Raw genomic sequence first — 4,481 nt, forward strand, 5'->3', positions numbered from 1 at the left:
TCATCTTCTTACTCTTATCAATGATATACTCGACTTGTCAAAAGTGGACTCCGGAAAAATGCAAATATCCTATGAGAAGTTCACCATAAACGAAGTTTTTACTGATATAAGGAATAATTTAGCCAATTTCGCCATTTCAAAGTCCATTACACTGAACTTTGAGGTAGAAGCTGATCTTACTGATATTTACGCGGACAAACTGAAATTAAAGCAAATTTTGTACAATCTGGTAAGTAATGCTATTAAATTCACGTCAGAACAAGGATCAGTATATATTTCTGCTTCTGCAAGATCAAATAGGTTGCATGTGGAAGTAAGGGACACAGGCATAGGCATAAATACTGAGGACCAGAAAAAACTATTCTCTGCTTTCACACAACTTGATTCAACCTACAGTCGCAAGTATCAGGGTAGTGGTCTGGGGCTTGTGCTGGTAAAAAAATTTGTTGAAATACATGGAGGCAGAGTGTGGGTGGAAAGTGAATCGGGAAAAGGATCGAACTTCATATTCGAGATACCTTTATGTGAGGCAACGTAAGTTATCGTTCTGAATGTGTGATCTAAATTTCTTTGATAGGATCTGATCTCAAGAGGTAATACTCGAATAGTTCCTTACCCCAATGCACCGCATCAGCATTGCAGAATACGAGATCTTTGCGATCATATCTGCCTTTTTTGTCAAAAAGACACATCATTATGAACTTTTCCGCGATGAAAAGTGATGCAAACTCCATATTTTCAGGATATACGTAAAGTTTTCCATTACCACTCTCAAGGAACATTTTTAGTTCGGATCCATAATCGACTTTATGTTTTTCCAGTGAATCTTCAGTCATGATAATGGAAACACAGACCTTATTCATGACAAGGTCCAGCAGCAGGGAAGGATAGGACGGATGCAGGAAAGCCGTAGCTCCGAGAACAAATTTTGATTCAAGTGCCTGTTCAACCATATCTTTGTTAAGCTCGAACATATTGTTTAGATCAGGTTCGATCACTTTACAACATCCCAGTTCCCTTATCCTTTTGAGAAGATGAAGGGGGATGGAACTAAGTTCATGTTCTGTCCAGTAATCATAGTTATGCTCAAGTACTGTTAAAGTGCCTACCAGCGGTACCATATCCTCAACTATGATCTCTCCTATTTCCGAGAGTCTGCAAATATCTTTCTCTTTTAAAACGAGGCCGTTCTCGGATAGTATTTTGATCTGGGGCAGCAGTGCATGCCGGCTGACATTCAGAACCTCGAGTATCTCTTCCATTCTCCGGGGTCCATTCCTGAGAAGAAACAGAAGGTTCTTCCGTTTCTCTGACATGAATATAACCTCAAGCAATGAACGTCTCATATAATGATCCTCCTTTGCAAACACATAAACATCTTTGAGCGATTTAAAAACGAAAAATGCTGGTGCTTACGTGCTCTATGCTGCATCTACCTTCACTTACAATTTATGTTCTCGGACCAGTATAAATGTTTGCTATCAGTTTTCTGTGTAGCTTTGAAAGTGTCTGAAAATGATCTAAATAGATATCACAGCATCTGTATTATAGAAAAATCAATGATCTAAAAATAGGAAATTAAGTGATACTAATATCACCTGTTAGTTATTTCAAATTATATTTGCAGTGGTCATGATGCCACAGTGTGGGCAATAGTATAGAACGTTCAATCCAAGTGTTTGTTTTTTCAGTTTGCCCTTGCAATTGTTGCATATTTTCTTCAAAATTCCACTCATTTTTTCCCCTCACTCGTATAACATTATTGATTCAATTCTTACCGTACCTTTTTTTGTCCAGTATCCACACACTTTGCAGACCTGTACGTCCTTTTCATCGGCCTGGAATTTGGTATGGCACTCCGGACATCTCTTCAAGAATCCCATTTATTAATACCTCCTCAGAAAGATCATAGTGGTCTTTTAATCACTTTTCATCAGAAAGACAAAAAGACGGAACGGGTCCGTCCTTCTTCTTATCTGTCCACCACAGAGGTCTTGCTTTTCCACCCGGATCATTCGATCTTCCTTACGTATCTCTTCTCTTGCAAAAATGGGATCTCTTACATAAAGATACCATTTTCATAAGCTCCACTCGCTTCGTGAGAAACTCCCCAGTTTCCAACCCGCGTGTCTGTAGATCGAGAAAAGCTCTCAATCGTTATTCTTTTAGATACTACTTACTCTATATAACATAAATTGAGCTTAATTTAATGAAAAATCAAAAATTATAACACCATTATAATTTCAAAAGGGGTCGTACGACAACCTTCTAAAAAACAAAAACCACTTCTGGTAACGAAATGAAAAGAAGTGGTCATACACCCTTGAAAAAATGACCTGTAGATACGTTTTCCCCTTTATACACTATGGACTTTACCCTTTTTTTATCCAATGCCAGCCTGTAGTTCCTGGTGATATCCCTTATGGCTTTACCATTGTACAGTGACAGGTCCAGCCTCAAAATATGCACACCCGATGAAAGAAGCTGTTCCGCATGTTCTGCCATGTTCAACACCTTTTGATCATATATAAGGGTCCTGTGTCCCCCGATTCTTTTTATCGGGAATATGTTACCTTGCTGATCTTCCAGATATGCCTCGCTATCCTCATTAAGGAGGTTCCTGGATGCCACCGGCCCAAGCAGATCATTATTGGTAATGAGCATAAGTTCCCTTCCATGTATCAATACCTCTACCTGTCCTTGGTGCTTGCAGCTTCCCAATGCCTTACAAACATTTTCTATCTCTTCAAGGTTGAGTTCGCTGGAAAGAGTAATACGATAAGCTCCACATGAATAGAAACGTGAGGCAGTATGTGAATTAAATATATTGAACTCTTTCTGGGCTACAAAAGGTATATTGAGTTCCATAGCATGCCGGACAGCTCCAAGATTGGAGCAGGCAACCTTATATCCGGCGTTCTTTACAGCTGCAAAAAAGGGTATGAGCGTTTCCAGTTCATGGTCATGGGCAATCTGAGGTGTAATGAACACTACTTCAATGCCTTTTGTATTGATCTCATGCAATGCTTCATGATTATTTTCACGGGACAGCTCCTCAAAACAATGTAATGGTAAGTATACTATATCAGCACCGTTTCTCGCAGCCAGGAACAAAGATGCAACATCACATACTTCCACACTTAGTAAAGGCTTTCCGTTCTTTTGTTCCCTGGACCGGGAAATGGAACTCTGTACTGTGGATTCTGCAGAGAGAGGATGCTTGCAGGAAATTAGATCAGATCTCTTGAGCGAATTAGGGATTCTTTTGTAACTTTGCAGCACATTCTGCCTGAGTTTTTCCAATGCATTACGCCTGGCAGAGGTAAGTACGCCTACGGGTATGAATATTCCGTCATCAGCATCCACTACTATAGAACCAGCATGATACGGAGTATCCCCAAGTTTATCTATTGCCTTTATTATTTGCTCCCTTGTCGTGGGTGCACTTCTGGCTTCCTGTACCAGATATTCATCTATATTTTCAACACTGCATCTGTTCTCAGTAACCTTTATTGAAAGCTGCTGGCCCTTGAACGCTTTAATGTGAATATCCACCGGCAGTTTGATCATTTCCAGCTTCTGCAGATCATCCAACAGTTCAGTATCTGTTGAAAGATAGACCTCATCGCCACTGCGCACAGCTTTTGCTGTTTTTGCGCTGATCTGCAGTATAACTGTAGTACCTTTTTCCGCCTTTTCTACTTTATTCCGGTTAAGAAGCTCAATAGCAGTGATCTTCGAACCGAGCATTTTAGTATTGGTATTGATGCTCACACCGTCATTCACATGCACATGGTCTTCCAGAAGCAGCTTGATACCGGCACTGTGTTCTCCGTATCTTATCTCTTTTACTTTTCCAAGAAAAACACCATAATTAGAGCTGTATTTTGCATGTGTCACATCATGAGCTCCAAGTACAAAACCATCAGTGAAACCCCGGTAGAACAATTTCGCAAGTTCTGTCTTCATGGAGGACAGTTCGGATCCTTCAAGGTTATTCCCGCTGGCACACACTTTTTCAACAGCTCTCTTATAGGCTCTGGAACTGGCTGTGACATATTCAGGCTTTTTCATCCTGCCTTCGATCTTCAGACTCTTCACACCGGTATCTATTATTTCCCTGATACCGCCAAGAGTACACAGTTCAGCACAGCTGATCGGATATGCGCCATCCATCAGGTTGCTGACATCCCTTCCGTCAACGAACACTCTGTAACGCCTGCGGCAGGGCTGGGCACATGCACCCCTGTTAGCACTGCGATCGATGATAAAACTACTGAATAGACATCTGCCGGAATAAGAATAGCATAAAGCACCATGTACAAATATCTCAGCACTTATGTCAGTATTGTCTATTATGCGCTTCAGTTCGTCTGTTGTAAGCTCCCGGGAAAGAATGACACGGGAAACTCCCAGTTGTTCCAGGAAGTGTACTCCGGCCGTGTTGTGGACAGTGACCTGTGTACTGATGTGCAGAGGAA

The 4,481-nt window shown here is 41.0% G+C and carries 4 protein-coding genes; 1 reads left to right on the forward strand and 3 read right to left on the reverse strand.

Annotation, left to right across the window (positions count from 1 at the left end):
* On the forward strand, positions 1-538 hold a 538-nt coding region (locus tag ACCM36_RS06150; protein ID WP_370572870.1), incomplete at its 5' end, for a sensor histidine kinase.
* Positions 539-560: 22 nt separating this feature from the next.
* On the opposite strand, the gene ACCM36_RS06155 is transcribed toward ACCM36_RS06150, so the two are convergent.
* The 3 genes from ACCM36_RS06155 to ACCM36_RS06165 all read right to left on the reverse strand — a co-directional run.
* On the reverse strand, positions 561-1,346 hold the full coding sequence (locus tag ACCM36_RS06155; protein ID WP_370572871.1) for a helix-turn-helix transcriptional regulator: 786 nt from the start codon (positions 1,344-1,346) through the stop codon (positions 561-563).
* 399 nt (positions 1,347-1,745) lie between these two features.
* A complete protein-coding gene (locus ACCM36_RS06160; protein WP_370572872.1) occupies positions 1,746-1,883 on the reverse strand; it encodes a hypothetical protein in 138 nt (45 codons plus the stop codon).
* A gap of 430 nt (positions 1,884-2,313) precedes the next feature.
* A partial coding sequence (locus ACCM36_RS06165; RefSeq protein WP_370572873.1) for a DUF3656 domain-containing protein occupies positions 2,314-4,481 on the reverse strand: 2,168 nt, incomplete at its 5' end.

It is taken from the genome of Methanomethylovorans sp. (assembly GCF_041305605.1).
Taxonomy (GTDB): domain Archaea; phylum Halobacteriota; class Methanosarcinia; order Methanosarcinales; family Methanosarcinaceae; genus Methanomethylovorans.